Below are 15,370 nucleotides of genomic sequence, written 5' to 3'. Positions count from 1 at the left end.
TGATGGCCTCAAGTATCTTTCGCGGCGACGGCAGGCCGAATGATCCATTCGGAGATCCTCTTGATGCGATCCTCGCCGAGATTGCACTCAATCTGCAGTTGCCGCCTGGTCTCCATGCCATGGCGGTTGATAGATACGGGGCAGTCTGCCGGTATATCGATCGTCCCGGGAGCCCGCTCGAAGGACGGGTGTCGAGCTTCTATCCGCAAGGGTCGATGGCCATCGACGCAACGATTTCGACGCGCGGCACCGACGACGAATATGACCTCGACGCGGTCGTAGAAATCATCGGCGGCAGCGAGGGGCCGGAGGAACTGCTCGATCTTCTGGAGGCCGCACTGAAGGGCTATCCGGTCTCGCGGATCGAACGCAAGACCCGCTGCATCACCCTTTATTACGCGGACGGCATGCACCTCGACGTGACGCCAGCGCGGCGGCTCGCCCACAAGGAAAAGGAGGGCGTGATCGCCCATGCCAAGAAGGGCAAGCCGCAAGAGCACCGCTACGTTCCGATGAACGCTTATGGCTTTTGCGCCTGGTACAATGATCGGACGCCGGTCGAAGAGCGTTTCGCGCTGGCGCTCAACCGCGAACTCTACGCCAAGCACGGCTTCACCTTCGATGCCGCCGAAGTAGAGGAGGTGCCGGAGCAGACGCCGCTGCTGATCAAGAGCGTAACCACCGTCGCGCTCCAACTCATCAAGCGCCATCGCAACATTCTCTATGCCGATGAGGCCGGCCGGATGCCGCCTTCGGTCGTGCTGTCGTGCCATGCTGGTCACGCCGCGGTACCGGGCATGGGGCTGGCAGATATGGTGATGCGCCAGGCGCGCTGGACCGCGCGTGCGATTGATCAGGCTGCACGCCAGAACAAGCTGCTCGACGTCGCCAATCCTGAGTTTTTCGAGGAGCGGTTCACCGACCGCTGGCCGGAAAACCAGTCGCAGCAGCAGCATTATGCCCGGGCACTCCATGGTCTGGCCGATGGCCTTCAGATGGCGCGTGAGCGCGGCGTGCAACTCGAGAACCTGCAGGATTGGCTGCGCGATCTGTTTGGCCAGCGTGTCGTCACGCGTTCGATTGACCTTTTCAACAAGCGCCTCGGCCAGCAGGTACAGGCGCGCCAGCATGGGTATACGCGCACAGGCGGCCTGTTTACGCCGGCAGCGCCTGCGATCATCACCGGGGCAAGCGCGCTAGCGCCGGTTGCCGCCAGGGCGCACACGAACATGGGTGAGCGTCGCTGAGCATGATCCATGGCATCGAAGCGCAGATTGAAGCGATGCGGGCGATCTGGCCCGATTTCGCCATGGTCGAACGAGATGGAGATGCCGCGGCTTGGGAGGGGCCAGTTCGCCCGCTTCTGCAGACGTACCGCGTCGGCATCTTTTACCGCGCGCCGCTGCTTATTGAAAATCTGGACCCGCGCCGTTTGCAGCCGCGCGTCTCGGTCCTGAATCCGCAGCTCCGACCGCGACCCGGCGACCGCGAAGGGCGGTTGCCACACGTCTATTACGGACCCAACGGCGGAGTGACGCTTTGCCTCCTCGACCCTGAGGCAGGCGATTGGTCGCCTGCCGACCTACTTGCCGAAACGACGATCCCTTGGACCATCGAATGGCTGGCCGCTTATGAAGGCTGGCGCGCTACCGGCGAATGGACGGCGAGCGGCCGCCATGTGGAGGTGGCCCGTCGCTAAGACGAAAGTTCCGCAAAAGGTTCAGTCAGCTCTCTGGGCACGATCCGCCGGGCGCTGCCAGTACCGGGGATGCAATCACGACCTTGTTGGCGATCTCATCTCTGGCAATGAGAACGCACTGTTCGGCTTCATCGCGCACATCGTCGCGGACAGCGCCGATGGGCCGCGGGGTGATCCAATAAGGTCTCCGCTACTTGCAAAGAGCCTCGACAATCTCATGCTGATGTGCGCGGTCCATCACAAGCTGATCGATGTCGACGGTCTGGTCGATCATCCCGAGGCCCTTCTCGTCGAAATGAAGGCCGAGCATGAGGCTCGCGTCGCGATGCTCGCCGGGATCGACAAGGATCGGGCCTCGCATGTGCTGCGGTTCGGCGCCAGCATCGGCGCGAATGAAGCACTGGTTTCAACCAGGGCCATTTTCGCTGCCATGCCGCCCGATCACCATCCAGCGAGCGCGCAGACGATCGACCTGGAAATGACCGGCCATGCGTTCGCCGACAGTGATCCGGCGTTCTGGGCCATGCAGCAGACCAACCTCCAGCGCAATTTCGCAGCACGGGTTGGCGGTAGGATCGAGCGCCAGGACATCCGCCATCTCAGCGTGTTCGCTTTGGCGCCGCAGCCGCTGCTCATCGAACTCGGCCGTTTGCTCTGCGACATCGTGCCGATGGTCGTCCATCAACGGCACCGTGAGCCTTCGACTTGGACCTGGCAGCGCGACGGCGTGCGCGTGCGCTATCAGACGACCGAACCGGCATCAGGGCGAAACGGCGTAGTTGCCCTCAAGCTGGGCGTGAGCGCGACGATCACCGATGATCGTATTGAGCGTGTCGTCGGCAACGATGCCGCGATCTGGAGCCTGTGTGCCGAAGCTCCCCATAACGACATCGTTCGCAGCCCCGAAGATCAGGCTGCCTATCGCACGGCGCTGCGCCGGCTGCTCGATGCGATCAAAGCCCGACACGGCGACCAAGTCGTCATTCATGTGTTTCCAGCCCTGCCGGCGTCGCTTGCCGTGGAAACCGGCAGGGTATGGATGCCCAAGGCCGATCCCGAACTCCGAATCTATGATCAGCAGCGGGATAGCGGCTTTGTCTACGCGCTGACGGTCGGTCAGCCGGGATCGGTGTGATGCGCTGCTCGGAAGCCCATGGATATACCAAGGAAGGAATGCCTCGGTGCCAAAGAATATCGTGATCTATTCCGATGGTACCGGCCAGGACGGAGGCGTTCGGCCGGAACAGCGGATGAGCAACATCTTCAAGATGTATCGCGCGACGCGGCCCGGTCCCGACAGCGCGATCAATCCCACCGAGCAGGTGGCCTTTTACGATCCCGGCCTCGGTACCGAAGCCGGGGCTTCAGGCCTCACCTCGATCCGGCGCTGGTTCGCCAAGCTGCTGTCTTCAGTGACGGGGCGCGGCATTACCACCAATATCGCCGACTGTTACGAGTTCATCATCAATCACTACCGGCCGGGCGACCGCATCTGGCTGTTTGGGTTCAGCCGCGGGGCCTACACCGCGCGCAGCCTTGCGAACGTGATCAGGCTGTGCGGCGTCCCGACGAAATCGCCCGACGGCGAACTGCCGCGGTTTCGTCTCGGCGCGCGCGAGATCGCTGAGCGCGCCGTGTTTCGGGTTGCCGAGCATGGCGCCGGCCAGGACCGCGCCAAATACGAAGATGAGCGCGAAGAACTTGGTCGTCGATTTCGCGTGGCGCATGGGTCGGACGACGATGGCGAGGCGAACGTCGCGCCCTATTTTATTGGCGTCTTTGATACCGTGGCTTCGCTCGGCGCCAAAGGCCCGCTTCGCTTGGCGCTCATATTCGCCCTCGGCTTGCTTATCGTTAGCGCCGCAGCGATCACCGCCATGGCTCTGCGCTGGGCATTCGAGCTCGATTGGGGCTTGTCGTTCCTTGTCGCGACTGGCCTGTTCGGCATCTATGCGCTTTGGCGCTATCTGCGCACGTCGCTGAAAGTGATGTGGCCTCCGCTTGAAGGCCGCCGTTTCCCGAGCATTCACGTTGCGCAGTGGAGCGGAAAGTATTTTGACCGTTTGCTGGGCCGGGCGGTCAGCTATGCCCGCCACGCAATCGCCATCGATGAGAACCGCGCCGACTTTCCGCGATTGCCCTGGGGTCCAGGCAAGGGCATTGAGACCAGACCCGAAATCGACGGTGAAGCCAAGCGTTTCGTGCAGATGTGGTTCGCAGGCAACCATTCGGACATTGGCGGAAGCTACCCGGAGCCAGAATCGCGCCTGTCGGACATCGCCTTGCAATGGATGATCAATGAGGCTCGATCGGTTCCCGACCCATTGGCCATCGATTACAGTCGTCTGCGAGTCTTTCCTTCGGCCGCCGGTGTTCAGCACGACGAGATTGCAGGTATGGCCGACTTGATAAGGCAGCGGACACCTGCCTTGCTGCGTTGCTTGACCCAGCGACTAACCTGGAAAGCGGAGTTGCGCGATCCCATCGCGGCGGCCACGCTTCACCCGTCCGTCGAGGAAAGGTTTGGGCTTGAAAGCGTAGTTAGGCAAGGCGGAGAGGGCCCATATCGGCCCGAAGCACTTCGAAGTCACGAACGCTTCCGCCACCTCTATAAGTAACAACAGTTGGTCGGTCCGGTGCCGTTCGATCGAGGAGATGACTGAAGGGCGGACGCTCAGATGATCTATGAGTCAGGTCAACGCCAACGTTGGAGATGCTAAGCGCCAGCACCGGCATTGCCGATGGCAGCTTATCGCCATGCGTTTCCTGATTCCGGCAAGCCCGTTTGGCCGAACGGCTCGGCCAATCTCTCAAGCTGGCTTCCGATAGATTTGTCCCGACCGAGCAATAGAGTGGAGTGGGCTTTCCCCTGATTGAGCCATTTGGGCGTCGATGGTCGATGCACCGGGCTCACAATCAGGAGTGTGTCCCATGATCAAGTTGATCCCGCTGAACAAGCTCGTCCAGTCTCCCCGCAATGTCCGCCGTCACGGCGATCCAGCCGCCGATGCCGAGCTCAAGGCCAGCATCGCTGCCCATGGGCTGCTGCAGAATTTCATTGTCCGGCCTGCCGCGAAGGGCAAGTTCGAGGTCGAAGCCGGCGAGCGCCGCCGCCGCGCAATGCTGGCGCTCACGGATGAAAAGTTCCTCGCCCGCGATCATGAAGTGACTTGCCTCGTGCTCGAGGACAGCGCCGAAGCTGCGGTCGAGGCCAGCCTCGCTGAGAACTTCCACCGCCTCGCCATGAACCCGGCCGACGAAGCCCAGGCCTTTGCCGCGCTCGTGGCAGGCGGTGCCACCGTCGAGGACGTTGCTCGCCGCTTCGGTCTGACCGTCCGCTTCGTCGAGGGCCGTCTGCGCCTCGCGACGCTTGCGCCCGTCGTATTCGAGGCACTGGCCTCCGGCCAAATCACTCTCGACATTGCCAAGGCCTTCGGCGCAACCTCGGATCAGGATATCCAGGCCCGTGTCTTCGAGCAGGTCTCCTCGGCCTACTATGCGCCCAATCCCGACAGCATCCGGCGCATGGTCCTCTCCGGGACTGTGCGGGGCAGTGACCCTCGAGCCAGGCTCATTGGCCGGGACGCCTACATGGCCGCCGGCGGTCGCATCGAACGCGAATTGTTCGATGACGATGACAGCGAATCCTGGGTCGACGTCGCGCTGCTCGAGAGCCTCGCCGCCGCGAAGATGGAAGAGCAGGCCAAAGCCCTCGCCGCCGAGCAGGGCCTCGCCTGGGTCAAGCCCACGCTCGATTCCTATGCCAGCCACGACCTGGTCGAAGGGCTGGTCCGGCTTCCCGCCGAACCGGCGCCATTGACCGAAGCGGAAGTGGCGAGGCTCGACGAACTCGATGCCTCCTATGACGAGCATGCGGCAATCCTTGAAGACGAGGACAGTGCCGAGGAGGCTGTGGCTGCGGCCGAAGCGGCCATTGAAGCGATCGAACGCGAATGCCAGGAAATCCGGGCCCGACCGCCGGTTATCGCGCCGGAGCTCAAGGCCGAGGCAGGAATGGTGCTGGTGCTCTCCCGCGATGGCACGCCGGTTCTCCAGCCGGTGTTCTACGGCGAGCGTCAGGCTGAACCCGCCGAAGCCGACGACGGGGTCGAAGTCGTTGCTGGCGGGGAAGGTTCGGACAAGCGCCGGACGACCTTGTCCAAGCGCCTGGTTGACGAGCTCGCCATGCAGCGCCGGGATGTTCTGGCGCTGCACGTTGCATCCGACCCCGGCCTGGCGCTCGACATCATGGTCTTCACGCTCGTCGATGCCGATACCCACGACTGGCGGGCGCGGACTGCGACCACGCTGCGCGCGCCTGTTCCGGCAGGCCCGATCATCGGCTTCGAAGCCAAGGATGCTCCGGCGAGCAGCGGGCTTGCCGAGTTCCGCTCCAGTCTCGACGAAAGCTGGCGTGCTGGTGACGATGCGATCTCCCGCTTCGATCTGTTTCGGGCGCTGCCCGATGACAGCCGCGCGGCCTGGCTCGGCTATGTCGTTGCCCGGTCGCTCGAGGCGAGCCTCAACATGGCCGGTGAGCGTCAGCTGCCATTCCAGGATCATCTCGGAACCCTGATCGGCATCGACATGGCGCAGTGGTGGCGCCCGACAGCGGCCAATTACTTTGACCGGGTGTCGAAGCAGGCGATCCTTGACGCGCTGACTGATGTCGGCGGTCTCGAGCTCTCCTCGCGCTTTGCCTCGGTCAAGAAGGGGGACCTCGCGATGAGCGCGGAGCGCGTCTTCGCCGGCACCTACATCACCGAGGTTGAGGTCCGCGAAAAGGCTCTGGCCTGGGTGCCTGAGGTCATGCGCTTCGCCTCCGCTGCGCCGGAGGCGGGCGAAGCCCACATCGACGCAGATGACGCTGGGCCTGGTGTCGACGACGAAACTCATACCCCCCGCGAGCTGGCCGCCTGACCTCCTCCTGACAGGCTCGGCCACTCGCACCTCGAGAAGCGGTCCTTGGCTTACGCCGGAGGGCCGCTTCCTTTTTGGAAGTAGAGCAGAGGGGGCTCGGGAACCTGTGGCACTGACCGGCGAGCCGATCGCCGACTGTCCAGATGCCTCAATCAGGAGAACCATCATGGCCTATCGCAAGCGGCAGGGCAGCGGCGTGTCGCCCGCCACCCGCATCACCCAGGAAATCATCGCCCGTCTGGAAGCAGGCACGAAGCCGTGGATCAAGCCTTGGCGCGGTGTCCCGGTCTCCCGGCCCTTGCGGGCCTGCGGGATTCCGTACCGGGGCATGAACGTGTTCTGGCTCTGGATGGTCGCCGACATGTGCGGCTACGCCTCGCCGTTCTGGATGACCTACAACCAGGCAAAATCGCTCGGAGCCCAGGTCCGCAAGGGTGAGAAGTCGACCATCGCGATCTTCTACAAGAGCTACACCAAGGAGGTGGAAGCGCCCGATACTGGCGAAAAGACCGACGAAGCGCGCCGGGTGCTCAAGGCCTATCCGGTCTTCAATGCCGATCAGGTCGAAGGTCTGCCCGAGCGCTTCCATCCGGCTGCGACATTGGAACTGGTCGAGCCCGAAGGGCGCGAAGCCGAGCTCGACGCCTTCTTCGCAGCCATCCCCGTCAATCTGCGCCACCAAGGCTGCGAAGCCTATTACGAACCGACTGCGGATCGCGTCACAATGCCGCCAACGAGCCTATTCTCTGGTTTCGATCACTACTACGCCACGCTTGCACACGAACTGTCGCACTGGACCGGCCATACCAGCCGTCTGGGACGTGATCTCAAGAACCGCTTCGGCACGGCGACCTACGCCGCCGAGGAACTGGTCGCCGAACTCTCCAGCGCCATGCTGGGCGCCGAGCTGGGGCTGCCGGTCACACATCTCGATAGCCACGCGAGCTATATCGAGCATTGGCTCAAGCTTCTGAAGGATGACGACCGTGCCATCCTGACCGCTGCGGCTAAGGCCGAAGAATCTGCGAGCCTGCTGCTGAAGCTCGGCGGGAGGGTCACTCCAGAGCAGTTCGACGACGCGTCAGACGACGCTGCGCTTGCGGCCTGAGGGAGGATACCATGGGCCGATCGGTCAGCTATCCCAGCGGCGCAATTGTCGCCTTCACGGTGCTCGAGGTCGAAGGCGACGACGACTGGGAATTCGAGTATGAATGGCTGCGCGACGACCTGCGCGAGCGCGCAGTCCGAGCCTTCCCTTCGCTGATCCCGCATGACGGCTGGCGCGGCAGGGAAGACCGGATCCTCATGCGCAATGCCTATGCGGATTTCGGCGTGTCGGTCTATGGCGGGCTGGTTGCCGTCTGGATCGTCGAACGCGATGACGGGTCCTATTGGGACGCCGATTGGCGCACGGCCCGGTCACCGCGGGCAAGGCGCTGGCTGTCCCAAATCGCATCCCGCTTCGATGCCATGTTCGGCGACTACGATTGCCTCGGGCACATGTCGAATGGCGAGGGGGTCTACACCAAGCGCGCAGCTTAAGCTCCGCGAGTTGGTCAGGCGCAGCGCTTTGGGTTGCCATCCCTGACTGAACTTTGCCGGCCGGTCATGGTCTGTCGCCATGCAAGAGAGGCCCTGGGCCAGCCGCCAGTCTTGCGCAACCCGGCTTGGTCGGGCCCGTGTTGGCCTTGGCCCTTTGGGCTCAAGGCCTGCCCGCGCCAGCCCGCCAAGCCGGGTTCCCCCTGACGGGTGCGCAATCCTGCCTGAATGCTGGCCCTGACGGGCTCTCGCTGGCGCAGCCATGAACGGGTGCGTCGGCCTTACGTCAGTCAGGAGGATACCCTATGCACACGTCATTCGCCGATCAACTCGCCGGGCTCGATCTCGCCGGTTTCTCGATTGGACCGGCTCCCGTATCGACAAGCGATTTCCCAGTCCGGGAGGCGGTCGTCCAAACCCTCGAAGCGGTCTGGTCCGATCTCTTCGCCATGGTGTCGGGGACCGCTCTTGAAGCCGACGCCGAGGATCTCGGCTGGGCCTTCGTCAACATCTTTCACCGCTCCGCCGAGCGAAAATCCACTGCCCTCGACCGGGCGACCGATGAGGTCCGCGCGCTGATTGCTACGGCTGACGGATCCGAGGTCCACACCCATGAACTCGAAACCCAGGTCGAGCGGGCGCAATGCGCCGAAAGCGCCATGCTGGCGCTAGAAGAGATGCGCGAGGTCGCCGCAGCCCTATACCTCAACGAGTTCGGTTCCTCCTGGAAGCCAGTCTCCAGCTCTCGCTTCAATCACAGTGCAATGCTCACCTCGGCACTCGTCGAAGGTCGCGACTTCCTGCGCGCCCGCGCCGAGGCCAAACGTCGTGCGGCCGTGCCCGAAGGAACCCCGGTCGTGTTCGCCGGCGGGCGCACCCGTCATGCTACCGAAGACGATGCGCTGACCTTCGGCAACAACGTCTGGGCTACGCTCGATAAGGTCCGCGACCGCGTGCCCGACATGGTGCTCATTCACGGCGGTGATACCAAGGGCGTTGACCGTCTGGCATCGAGCTGGGCCGAACGGCGCGGCATCCCGCAGGTCACGTTTTCGCTCGATATGCGCCTGGGCGCCCGTGCCGGATTCAAGCGCAACGAGCGTATGCTCTCCCTCGATCCGCGCTACGTCATCGCCTTTCCGGGCAATGGCGTACTCGAACGCCTGGTGATCGAAGCCAAGACTCGGCGGATCACCGTGGTCGATCGCCGCGGTCCCCTTGGCACCAATCCGAAGAGCACTTCGGCAGGGACCGACTGAGGCCCTGTCGGTCTTCGCGCCAGCGCCGGATCGGCGCTGGCGTCGCCCATCAGAGGAAAGGCGCGCGCCTGTCAGTTTGAGCCAGCGGAGGTCGTTGGCTCCTTTCTACAGGAGGCAGTTCATGATCGATATCGAGGCTGTGATGGCCGATTTTGCCGTTCGCCAGGCCGAGCGGCAGACCCAGGTGCTCGAAGAGATTCAGCAGCTCAAGACCGTCATTCTCCTGCGTTTGCAGGAAGCCGGGATCGCCCGCGTCGAGATCCGCTTTGACGGCTGCGGCGACAGCGGTGCTGTTGAGGAATGCGCGTGCCTCGATACCGCTGGTGCCGCGATTGCGTGCCCCGATGTCACCATTCTGGAAGACGAAGCAGGCAACTCGGATGGTGATGGTTCCGCAGAGCTGCACTCACTCGGGCGCGCTCTCGAGCAGCTGACCTATCTGGCGCTCGAACGTCACCATCCTGGCTGGGAGATCAACGACGGTGCCTGCGGCGAATTGGTGATCGATGTGGCTGAAGCGACCTTCGTGCTCGACTGCAGCATGCGCTTCATCGCGACCGATGATCACTCGACCGAGCTCTAGGAGAATTGGCATGGCCCACTGCTACTACCACGCCCTCTCGTCGGTCCGGAAATGGGGCGGCACGGTCGATGACTATCTCCCGCTGCACCAGTGGTTCGACCAGTCCAAGGCAATCCTGGCAGACCCTCGGCACCGCGCGCTGCGGCACCATGCCGAGGGGATATTCATGCTGGAGGCGATCTTCGGCGAGACCCTCGTCAATGCCGATGGCCGGGTCGTTCCGGTGCGTCTGGTCGGCGAACAGCACGTACGCGAAGACTTGGGCTCAATCCCCTCCTTTGCGGACTGGGCGCGCTTGATCACGCCGCAGGCCTGGATGCTGCGAGGCAACCCTCTGGACGGCGGAGAAGGGGTGACGATCGATATGCCTCTCCCCGGCGAAGCAGTTGCGTCCAGGAATGAGCCACCTGTTGGAGGAGCGGTCAGTACGCTGATCTAGGAAGGGGTTCTCCGCGGTGGCAGGTTGGGAGGGATGATCCGGCCAGGACCGGAGGGAAACGAGGCAGGGCAAACCTGTTCAAGGCATCCAGCTCCACCCGGCTTCGATGCAAACCTGTCCCTGAATCACCCCCCGTCGAGACGCGCAACCCGGATCAGGTCCGGCCGAGTTGCCGGGCTGTGCCCGGCTGCCCGCACCACCCGAACCAGCTCCGGGTTCCCCTTCGGTGCGCTTCGCCGCGGGGCGCTTCTGCTCGGGTTTTGCAGCCGGGATGGACCCGGAATGCTCGATCAGGAGAAAACCCATGACCAATCTCGTTATCCTCGTTGGCCGCATCGCTCGCGACCCCGAAACCCGCACCACCCAGGGTGGAACCAGCATCACCTCGATCTCGGTCGTGACTGACCGTCCCGCCCGCAAGGATGGCAAGACCTACAAGGACGAAAACGGCTACACCGCCAAGGACAGCGAATTCCATCGGATCACCTGCTTCAACGGCCTCGGCCAGAATGTCGCCAAGTACTGCACCAAGGGCCAGCTCGTGACGGTCGAAGGGCGCATCCACTACACCCAGTGGGAAGATCAGAGCGGCACCAAGCGCTACGGCTGCGAGATCATCGCTGACAAGGTCGACTTCCTCACCAAGGGCCGCTCCGGCAGCAACGAGGGCGCTCCCGATATCGATGAGGACTGAATGTCCTTGCCTCACGACAAGGCCCCGGTGGCAGACGCCATCGGGGCCTTTTCTTTTATACACCTGCGATGCGGCGGCGCGGGGCATCGAACCCCTTGCCGCCGCCGGGTTGGGCTTACGCGGGAGCTAGCCGCTTCAGCGTTTCCTCGATCCCGAGCGCCATCGATGCGCGAACGATCTGGCGCAACTGTGCCGGTTCGATCGTCTCCGCGTCGCACTCGATCAGCAGCTTTCCGAGTTCGGTCGCTGCTTCTTCGCGGAGACGTGCCTCCTCGTTCTCAAGTTGGGCACGCTGTTCACGCAGCTTCTTCAAGGCATCTCGTGCAGTGGGTTTGGACCTGGCCATAGTGCTTCCTTCTCGCTGGCCGTTGGTCCCCTCCGCTGACGATCTTGGCACTGCGGGGGCATGTAGGTGAACTTCGTGAGGGCAGGGGTGAAGGTCGTGTCAGCGCCGGCATAGGCGGCGCTCGCCGCAAGCGCCGCGATTGCGACCGGGATGGCAATGTTGAGGGTCTTGCCGAGACCCTTGACGCTGGCGCGCCGGGGGAGGGTGAGAGACTGCATGTGAAGCTCCGGTTGGAGGGGTGGTCACAGCGTTCTTGCGTTCGCTGTGTGTTCCACATGCATCTAGGAAATGTTCGTAGGAAAGTGTTGAGCGGCAATACCGTCTGGAGGTGGAAGGATGCGGACGCATCTTTTCCCGCTCAACGCATAAAATCGACGATAAGGACGTAAAGTCAGTCTTTTTGTGTCGGTGAACGCCGTCTCGGCAGCCGGGATTTGGCGACGACTCGGATAGAGGAATTGATTCGCCTCTAAACGAGATGTTCCGTGTATGTTCTTTTCATTTTCCTACATGGGATGCTTCGCGATATGCCTGCGAATCGCATCAGTGCAGATGCAAGGAGACAGCCATGCACCATCCAACCACCGTTGCCAGACCGGCTAATCAAAGTCTGGCTCGCGTGCTCGCCCATGCGATCGATGCCGGCGGCAAACCCCGCCACAGGATTGCCAGTGAATGCGGGATGCACCGCGAGACCCTGCTTCGCGTAGCGCGTGGCGAGCGGCCTATCGGGCTCGACGAAGCGGCACTAGTGCTCGCCGCCTGTGGAGCGCACCCCCTCGCGACCATGATCCTTGCTCTTGCCGGGCAAGAAGAGCTCGCTTGCGAGTGGATGCATGGCGAGATGGGCGAATTTCTCGAAGAGTTCTTCACTAGCCTCCCAGTCCATCTTCAGCGGACCCTGGGGCGGCGGATTGAGGATCTGCGGCCTCGGTGGGCCAACGGCACCTCACAGCTGGTGGCGCGAATGCTTGCCAAGCACATCGATGATTTTGTGGGCCGCGACATCGCGCTGGCGCTGTCGCGGTAGCCTGAGAGTTCGGAGGGGACCGAACCCGAGCAAATGAGATCAACAATGCCGCATGCAATACCAGATGAAATGCACACGCATCAACCGCCCGAGGCAGCGCCGCCGGCGAGGCTTTTGCGCCTGCCGGAAGTGATCGCCCGCGTCGGACTGCGCCGCTCCGCCATCTATCAGCGTATGAGCGAGGGGCGCTTCCCAAGGTCGCGATCGCTGGGGCCCAAATGTGCCGTATGGGTTGAGGCGGAAATTGACGAGTGGATCCGCGCCGTATCGCGAATGCAAACCTGATCTTGTCGTGATCTATGTCGTCGGCACTTCTCGCGTCAGACCGCGATGATCATACACCATCAATCCGGCGCTTGCCCGTCCAGTGCAAATGTCTGCCGATGTGAGATCGCTCTCTGGTCTGTTGCTTTCTGGCTCCTAATGGACGGGAACTCGCCGGTTTTACGAAGAGGATGACTTACAGTTCGAGGAAGGTCAAAACTGCCTCCCGCGATCTCGCGCACTCAACGCGGGTATACTTGAATTACGAAAAATGGCACAAAAACTTGAAGGAGAGCTAGGTATGGTATACCAAGAGTCACGAGGTTTAGATTCGCGCTGGCCGGAAGGGATCATTCGTTGGTGCTCGAAGCTGACATCTTGCCGCATGACGGCTCTGACCGAATTCGGTCGCGAGGTGCTGCCATGAGCAATGCAATGACAAATGGAGGCGATTCGAACCCGGGAAGCTCTGATCTGCCAAAGTCGGTGGATGTCGCTTATCGAGCCTTGCGGGAATGGATTCTACAGGGGGCGCTCGTCGCTGGCCAGAGTTTGCCTGAGGCAGAATTAGCAGTTCGCATTGGTGTGAGCCGAACCCCTTTGCGTGAGGCGATTGGTCGGCTCAGTGCGGAAGGCCTTGTTGTCAAGGAGCGCTACCGAAAGCACGTGGTGGCCCAGTTCAACGAGGCTGACCGGATCGAAATCATGGAGTTGAAGGCGTTGATTGAGGGTCGTGCTGCGGCCCGTGCTGCATCGCGGCTCAATAGTTCCGAAATCGCCTCGCTGCGAGAACTTTCTAACCGGATGGAACGCGCCGTACGCGAGCTTGGTGACGAGGCAAGGCCGATTTTCGACGAGTTGAATCGCGAGTTTCATGCGACCATCTGGCGGGCGGCGGACAGCCCGCGGGGCGAGCGCATCCTGGAGACCGCTCTGAACTCGCCCTTCAATGTCCTGGGTCGGCTCGATGCGACGCTCGCCCAATCCATGGAGCGGGCCTGCTGGTATCATCACGAGATTGTAAGCGCCTTCGAGGCTCGGGATTCCGAGCGGGCCCGCGCACAGATGGTGGCGCATGAACTCTCCCTCATTACCACCCATTTTCCGGAGCAGACATGACCAGTCGAAAGCTTGAAGGTAAAGTCGCGATCCTGACTGGCGGAGCGCGCGGGATCGGTGTGCATTACAGCCGCGCGCTCGCGCAGGAAGGCGCGCGCGTGGCCATTTTCGACCTGGCCGACGGAGAAAACCTAGCGGCCGACATCAACTCTGTCGAAGGACGCGACGCCGCTCGTTTTTTCCGAGTGGATGTCAGCGACGAATCTGCTGTCAGGGCCGGGATTGCGAGCGTTGCAGCATGGGCTGGAGATGTTGGCATCCTTGTCAACAATGCGGCGGTGTTTGCCACCCTTGGCGACGTCAAAGTGACCGAACTCGATGTCGATTTGTGGGATAAGGTGATGGCCGTCAATGTGCGCGGTCCATTTCTGATGGTGAAGCATGTTGCGCCGATGATGATCGGGAAGGGCGCAGGAAAGATCGTCAACATCTCGTCGGGCAGTGCCTATAAGGGCCTGCCCTTCATGTCTCATTATGTCACGTCGAAGGGCGCGATGTTAGGCTTCACTCGTGCTCTTGCCCGCGAGCTTGGTGCTCACAACCTTAACATCAACACGCTCGCGCCCGGTCTGATCATGTCGGATTCAATCAGCGCCAACCAGGAACATCTTGATACGAACCGTGATCGCGTAGTCGCGAGCCGCGCTCTCAAGCGGGATGGCTATCCCGAAGATCTGCTCGGCGGGCTCATCTTCCTCTGCTCGTCGGACAGCGACTTCATGACTGGGCAGACACTCCTCGTTGATGGCGGCTCGGTGAACATCTGATGGCAAATTTGAACGGCAAGGTTGCGCTAGTCACAGGCGGGGCTGCGGGTATCGGACGAGCAATTTCCGACCTGTTTTCTGCGATGGGCGCCAGAGTCGTGACTGCCGATCTGTCGAGCGAGGCCGATATTGCGTGCGACGTTGCCGACGAGAGGCAGGTCGAAGCGATGGTTTCTGGGGTTCTCGGTCGACATGGCCAACTGGATATCGCCGTCAATAACGCCGGCATTCTCGGTCCGCTCGGCAAAATGTTGGCCGATGTCGAAGCAGCAGAATGGGATCGCGCGATGAACGTGAACCTCAAGGGCGTGTTTCTGTGCATGAAGCACGAACTGCGCGCGATGGCTGTCCAAGGATGCGGAACGATCATAAACCTATCTTCGGTCATGGGCTTTCTTGCAGCTCCGCGGAACCCTGCCTATTCGGCCGCAAAGCACGGCGTTCTCGGGCTCACCAAGGCGACAGCAGTGCAGTATGCGAGCCAGGGCATTCGTATCAATGCGATCTGCCCGGGACTGGTCGAAACAAACATGGCTGAAACGATCGTCACTGACGATGCCCTGCCGAATTTTCCGAAGCCGTTCATTCCCATGGGGCGTTCCGCCACCCCTAGGGAGATTGCCGAGGTTGCGCTTTGGCTGGCGTCCGATGCGTCGTCGTACCTGACCGGCGAGGCAATTGGTGCCGATGGCGGATGGCGCATCTTGTGAG

18 protein-coding genes are annotated in these 15,370 nt (G+C 62.2%); 16 read left to right on the top strand and 2 right to left on the bottom strand.

Annotated features, from left to right (window positions below; all coding sequences use genetic code 11):
- The first annotated feature begins 119 nt into the window (after positions 1-119).
- The 11 genes from HGI47_RS08485 (at position 120) to HGI47_RS08435 (ending at position 11,133) form a co-directional block, all read left to right on the top strand.
- Entirely contained in the window at positions 120-1,247 is a 1,128-nt protein-coding gene (locus tag HGI47_RS08485; protein WP_240950079.1) for a nucleotidyltransferase, read from the top strand.
- A 2-nt stretch (positions 1,248-1,249) separates the two neighbouring features.
- The gene (locus tag HGI47_RS08480) at positions 1,250-1,699 is read left to right on the top strand and encodes a hypothetical protein (protein WP_168852304.1); all 450 of its coding nucleotides are present in this window, start codon (positions 1,250-1,252) and stop codon (positions 1,697-1,699) included.
- Positions 1,700-1,916: 217 nt separating this feature from the next.
- On the top strand, positions 1,917-2,834 hold the full coding sequence (locus HGI47_RS08475; RefSeq protein ID WP_206066070.1) for an SAVED domain-containing protein: 918 nt from the start codon (positions 1,917-1,919) through the stop codon (positions 2,832-2,834).
- A 46-nt stretch (positions 2,835-2,880) separates the two neighbouring features.
- Positions 2,881-4,317, top strand: a complete 1,437-nt coding sequence (locus tag HGI47_RS08470) for a DUF2235 domain-containing protein (protein ID WP_168852303.1) — start codon at positions 2,881-2,883, stop codon at positions 4,315-4,317.
- A 313-nt stretch (positions 4,318-4,630) separates the two neighbouring features.
- The gene (locus HGI47_RS08465; protein WP_168852302.1) at positions 4,631-6,619 is read left to right on the top strand and encodes a ParB/RepB/Spo0J family partition protein; all 1,989 of its coding nucleotides are present in this window, start codon (positions 4,631-4,633) and stop codon (positions 6,617-6,619) included.
- Positions 6,620-6,785: 166 nt separating this feature from the next.
- Entirely contained in the window at positions 6,786-7,727 is a 942-nt protein-coding gene (locus HGI47_RS08460) for an ArdC family protein (RefSeq protein WP_168852301.1), read from the top strand.
- An 11-nt stretch (positions 7,728-7,738) separates the two neighbouring features.
- The gene (locus HGI47_RS08455; protein ID WP_168852300.1) at positions 7,739-8,161 is read left to right on the top strand and encodes a hypothetical protein; all 423 of its coding nucleotides are present in this window, start codon (positions 7,739-7,741) and stop codon (positions 8,159-8,161) included.
- Positions 8,162-8,463: 302 nt separating this feature from the next.
- Positions 8,464-9,417: a DUF2493 domain-containing protein gene (locus HGI47_RS08450; protein ID WP_168852299.1), complete on the top strand. Its 954-nt coding sequence runs from the start codon at positions 8,464-8,466 to the stop codon at positions 9,415-9,417.
- A gap of 121 nt (positions 9,418-9,538) precedes the next feature.
- Positions 9,539-10,000: a DUF6878 family protein gene (locus HGI47_RS08445; protein ID WP_168852298.1), complete on the top strand. Its 462-nt coding sequence runs from the start codon at positions 9,539-9,541 to the stop codon at positions 9,998-10,000.
- A gap of 10 nt (positions 10,001-10,010) precedes the next feature.
- Positions 10,011-10,439 (top strand): hypothetical protein, encoded by a 429-nt coding sequence (locus tag HGI47_RS08440; RefSeq protein WP_168852297.1) that lies wholly within the window; start codon positions 10,011-10,013, stop codon positions 10,437-10,439.
- Positions 10,440-10,743: 304 nt separating this feature from the next.
- Entirely contained in the window at positions 10,744-11,133 is a 390-nt protein-coding gene (locus HGI47_RS08435; protein ID WP_007688363.1) for a single-stranded DNA-binding protein, read from the top strand.
- Between the two features lie 115 nt (positions 11,134-11,248).
- Here HGI47_RS08435 and HGI47_RS08430 read toward each other — a convergent pair whose 3' ends face one another.
- Positions 11,249-11,446 carry a DUF6437 family protein gene (locus tag HGI47_RS08430; protein ID WP_240950078.1) on the bottom strand — a complete coding sequence of 66 codons (198 nt, stop codon included), beginning with the start codon at positions 11,444-11,446 and terminating at the stop codon, positions 11,249-11,251.
- On the bottom strand, positions 11,443-11,697 hold the full coding sequence (locus tag HGI47_RS08425; RefSeq protein ID WP_168852180.1) for a hypothetical protein: 255 nt from the start codon (positions 11,695-11,697) through the stop codon (positions 11,443-11,445). Before HGI47_RS08425 ends, HGI47_RS08430 begins: the two co-directional genes overlap by 4 nt.
- 350 nt (positions 11,698-12,047) lie before the next feature.
- Between HGI47_RS08425 and HGI47_RS08420 the strand changes: the two genes are divergently transcribed.
- The 5 genes from HGI47_RS08420 (at position 12,048) to HGI47_RS08400 (ending at position 15,369) form a co-directional block, all read left to right on the top strand.
- Positions 12,048-12,509, top strand: coding sequence for a transcriptional regulator (locus HGI47_RS08420; RefSeq protein ID WP_118074354.1), 462 nt, complete (start codon positions 12,048-12,050; stop codon positions 12,507-12,509).
- A 45-nt stretch (positions 12,510-12,554) separates the two neighbouring features.
- On the top strand, positions 12,555-12,794 hold the full coding sequence (locus HGI47_RS08415; protein ID WP_370073149.1) for an AlpA family transcriptional regulator: 240 nt from the start codon (positions 12,555-12,557) through the stop codon (positions 12,792-12,794).
- Between the two features lie 402 nt (positions 12,795-13,196).
- Positions 13,197-13,892 (top strand): GntR family transcriptional regulator, encoded by a 696-nt coding sequence (locus tag HGI47_RS08410; protein ID WP_168852295.1) that lies wholly within the window; start codon positions 13,197-13,199, stop codon positions 13,890-13,892.
- Positions 13,889-14,659, top strand: coding sequence for an SDR family NAD(P)-dependent oxidoreductase (locus HGI47_RS08405; protein WP_118074351.1), 771 nt, complete (start codon positions 13,889-13,891; stop codon positions 14,657-14,659). Before HGI47_RS08410 ends, HGI47_RS08405 begins: the two co-directional genes overlap by 4 nt.
- Positions 14,659-15,369 carry an SDR family NAD(P)-dependent oxidoreductase gene (locus tag HGI47_RS08400; protein ID WP_118074350.1) on the top strand — a complete coding sequence of 237 codons (711 nt, stop codon included), beginning with the start codon at positions 14,659-14,661 and terminating at the stop codon, positions 15,367-15,369. Before HGI47_RS08405 ends, HGI47_RS08400 begins: the two co-directional genes overlap by 1 nt.
- Position 15,370: the final 1 nt, after the last annotated feature.

Origin of the sequence: Novosphingobium sp. ERN07, from assembly GCF_012641335.1 — a bacterium.
GTDB lineage: Bacteria > Pseudomonadota > Alphaproteobacteria > Sphingomonadales > Sphingomonadaceae > Novosphingobium.
The sequence above is the reverse complement of the archived record's forward strand: the minus strand, read 5'-3'. Positions and strand labels throughout refer to the sequence as shown.

Bases quoted from the DNA above. Each gene is read 5' to 3' on its own strand.
- HGI47_RS08485 (WP_240950079.1), top strand. From the start codon at position 120: ATGGCGGTTGATAGATACGGGGCAGTCTGCCGGTATATCGATCGTCCC.
- HGI47_RS08480 (WP_168852304.1), top strand. From the start codon at position 1,250: ATGATCCATGGCATCGAAGCGCAGATTGAAGCGATGCGGGCGATCTGG.
- HGI47_RS08475 (WP_206066070.1), top strand. From the start codon at position 1,917: ATGCTGATGTGCGCGGTCCATCACAAGCTGATCGATGTCGACGGTCTG.
- HGI47_RS08465 (WP_168852302.1), top strand. From the start codon at position 4,631: ATGATCAAGTTGATCCCGCTGAACAAGCTCGTCCAGTCTCCCCGCAAT.
- HGI47_RS08460 (WP_168852301.1), top strand. From the start codon at position 6,786: ATGGCCTATCGCAAGCGGCAGGGCAGCGGCGTGTCGCCCGCCACCCGC.
- HGI47_RS08455 (WP_168852300.1), top strand. From the start codon at position 7,739: ATGGGCCGATCGGTCAGCTATCCCAGCGGCGCAATTGTCGCCTTCACG.
- HGI47_RS08450 (WP_168852299.1), top strand. From the start codon at position 8,464: ATGCACACGTCATTCGCCGATCAACTCGCCGGGCTCGATCTCGCCGGT.
- HGI47_RS08445 (WP_168852298.1), top strand. From the start codon at position 9,539: ATGATCGATATCGAGGCTGTGATGGCCGATTTTGCCGTTCGCCAGGCC.
- HGI47_RS08440 (WP_168852297.1), top strand. From the start codon at position 10,011: ATGGCCCACTGCTACTACCACGCCCTCTCGTCGGTCCGGAAATGGGGC.
- HGI47_RS08435 (WP_007688363.1), top strand. From the start codon at position 10,744: ATGACCAATCTCGTTATCCTCGTTGGCCGCATCGCTCGCGACCCCGAA.
- HGI47_RS08425 (WP_168852180.1), bottom strand. From the start codon at position 11,697: ATGCAGTCTCTCACCCTCCCCCGGCGCGCCAGCGTCAAGGGTCTCGGC.
- HGI47_RS08420 (WP_118074354.1), top strand. From the start codon at position 12,048: ATGCACCATCCAACCACCGTTGCCAGACCGGCTAATCAAAGTCTGGCT.
- HGI47_RS08415 (WP_370073149.1), top strand. From the start codon at position 12,555: ATGCCGCATGCAATACCAGATGAAATGCACACGCATCAACCGCCCGAG.
- HGI47_RS08410 (WP_168852295.1), top strand. From the start codon at position 13,197: ATGAGCAATGCAATGACAAATGGAGGCGATTCGAACCCGGGAAGCTCT.
- HGI47_RS08405 (WP_118074351.1), top strand. From the start codon at position 13,889: ATGACCAGTCGAAAGCTTGAAGGTAAAGTCGCGATCCTGACTGGCGGA.
- HGI47_RS08400 (WP_118074350.1), top strand. From the start codon at position 14,659: ATGGCAAATTTGAACGGCAAGGTTGCGCTAGTCACAGGCGGGGCTGCG.